Annotated in this window: 1 pseudogene; it reads left to right on the forward strand. The window is 77.0% G+C overall.

The features are described 5' to 3' along the window. Positions 1–124 precede the first annotated feature (124 nt). Positions 125–880: pseudogene (locus tag G3I40_RS37250) on the forward strand (hypothetical protein); the annotation flags it as partial.

Here is an 880-nt window from a genome sequence, read left to right on the forward strand (position 1 = left end):
GCCGAGGAAGACGGCAGGGCCGGTGCCGCGGCCGATGTCGCGGCCGGCGCCGCCGCGCCCGGTGCGGGCCACCCTGCCGAAGCCGCCGGTCACCCGGGACACCGGGCCCGGACTCCCGCTGGACATGGAGAAGTTGCTGGCCGCCCGGCTGCACGCGGTGCGGGTCCGCCCCTACCTGGCCGCCGCGCTGTTCGCCCTGCACATCGTCGCGGACAGCTCGGTGCCCACGATGGGCGTCGACGCGTACTGGCGCGTCTACGTCTCCCCGGGCTTCGTGGCCCGCACCCCGGTGCAGGAGCTGGCGGGCGTCTGGGTGCACGAGGTCTCCCATCTGCTGCGGGACCACCACGGGCGGGGCGAGCGGTATGCCCGCGCTCACGAGGAGCACGGGCCCGGTGAGCCGCTGCGGCGCAACATCGCCGCCGACTTCGAGATCAACGACGACATCTACGGGGACGGGCTGCCCCGGCCCGCGGGGGCGGTGCTGCCGTCGCTGCTGCGGCTGCCCGACGGGCTGCTCATGGAGGAGTACCTGCGCACGGCGTCGATGTCGGGGCTCGCCGGGGATCTGGCCTGGCTGGACTGCGGCAGCGGCGCCGACGGGCACGGCAGGCCGTGGGAGCTGGGCCCGGACGGGGCGAACGGGCTGACCCGCCAGCAGCGGGACGCGGTCCGCTTCCGCGTCGCCGAGGGGATCAAGGGCAGGCCCGGTGACGCGCCGGACGGCTGGCGGCGCTGGGCCGAGGAGGCGTTCCATCCGCCGCAGCCCTGGCGGCAGTTGCTCGGGGCCGCGATCCGCTCGGCGGCGGGCGCGCCGGGGACGGGCGAGAACCACAGCTACCGGCGCCCCTCCCGCCGCTCGGCCGCCGTCCCCGGCGTG

Origin of the sequence: Streptomyces sp. SID14478, assembly GCF_010548525.1 — a bacterium.
Taxonomy (GTDB): domain Bacteria; phylum Actinomycetota; class Actinomycetes; order Streptomycetales; family Streptomycetaceae; genus Streptomyces.